The 1400-nt window shown below is 70.1% G+C and carries 2 protein-coding genes; one reads left to right on the top strand and one right to left on the bottom strand.

All coding sequences use genetic code 11. From position 1 onward, the window contains the following. The coding region (locus JMF90_RS37035; RefSeq protein ID WP_201326339.1) for a LysR substrate-binding domain-containing protein at positions 1-831 on the top strand (831 nt) is incomplete at its 5' end. Positions 832-858: 27 nt separating this feature from the next. Here the strand turns inward: JMF90_RS37035 and JMF90_RS37030 are convergent. Beyond that, positions 859-1400, bottom strand: a 542-nt coding sequence (locus JMF90_RS37030) for a hypothetical protein (protein ID WP_201326338.1), incomplete at its 5' end; no start/stop codon positions are given.

Below are 1400 nucleotides of genomic sequence, written 5' to 3'. Positions count from 1 at the left end.
GCGGAAACCGGCAACATGACCCGCGCGGCCGAGGCCGTGAACCGCTCGCAGTCGGCCGTGAGCATGCAGATCAAGAGCCTGGAGGACGCGATCGGCCGGCCGCTGTTCGTGCGCAAGCCGCGCAGCATCGTGCTGACGCGCGAAGGCGAGGTACTGCTGGGATTCGCCAGACGAATGCTGGCGCTGCGTGACGAAGCATGGGCAGCCGTGGTGCGGCCGGAGGTGACCGGCAAGGTCGTGATCGGCGTGCCGGACGACTATGCGTCGTCGCTGCTGCCGTCGGTGCTGAAGAAATTCTCCGCGACCTACCCGAAGGTCGAGATCCAGGTGATGGGGCTGCCGAGCAGCGCGCTCGCGCCGCTGATCAAGGAGGGCACCGTCGATCTCGTGTGCGGGACGCGCATCAAGGGGCTGTCGGGCGACTTCATCCGCCACGAGCCGATGGCGTGGGCCGCGATGACGAACGGGCCGCGTGTCTGGGAGGAACGGCCGCTGCCGATCGCGGTGTTCATGCCGGGCAGCGTCGCGCGCGAGAACGCGATCCGCAGCCTCGAACGCGCGAAAGTGCCGTACCGCACGTCGTATGAAAGCCCGAGCCTGCTCGGGCTGCTCAGCATGGTCGAGGCCGGCCTTGCGGTCGCGCCGCTTGCCCGCTGCGCGATTCCCGCGCAACTGTCGATGCTCGGCCGCTCGCACGGGCTGCCCGACCTGCCGCCGCTCGAGCTGATCCTCGCGCGCAGCACCAAGTCGAAACGGCCGCCGTGCGACTTCCTGGCGGAACAATTGATGGAAGACCTGCAACGGCAGACCGGGCAGACCGGCGACGCGTGAGCCCGCCGGCGGCCGCGCGCCGCCGCGTCACCCGTGGCCGGTCGTGCCATGCCCGGCCACGCGCAACGCCGCGTTGACGATACCGGCCACCGTGTCGACGAGCGCTTCCAGCGTGTCGCCGTGCACGTGACGCCCTGCCGGCGGAACGTGCTCGTTGCGCCGGCCGCCCCACTGCGAACCGGCCGTGACCGACAGCGTCGCGCTGAACCGCTGGCCATGCCGCCGGCCGAAGATGCCGATGCGCCGCTCGGCGACATAAGCCTGTTCGGGAAGAAACAGGCGGATCTCGACCGCCGCTTGATCGGGGTCGGCCGCACACGTATCCGCATCGAACGCCGGTGCGAATGCCTTGACGATGCGGAACGTCACGTGAGAATCCCACGCGGTGAGCGGCCCGCCGGCCGCATCGACGCGTTCGGCGTCGACCAGCCACTGATGGCGATCGGGCACGCGAATCGCCTGGCGCAGCAGCACGTCCGCCGTGCGGACCGTCACCATCAACTGCCGGGCAAGCTGCCTGCCCGACGGCAACGCCGCGGTATGCGCGCGACGGGCAGCCGGGCGCGCAA

The organism is Burkholderia sp. E168m23 (genome assembly GCF_016586125.1).
Taxonomy (GTDB): Bacteria; Pseudomonadota; Gammaproteobacteria; order Burkholderiales; family Burkholderiaceae; genus Burkholderia; species Burkholderia orbicola.
Note: the sequence above shows the minus strand (reverse complement) of the source record. Positions and strands in the feature narration are given on the sequence as shown.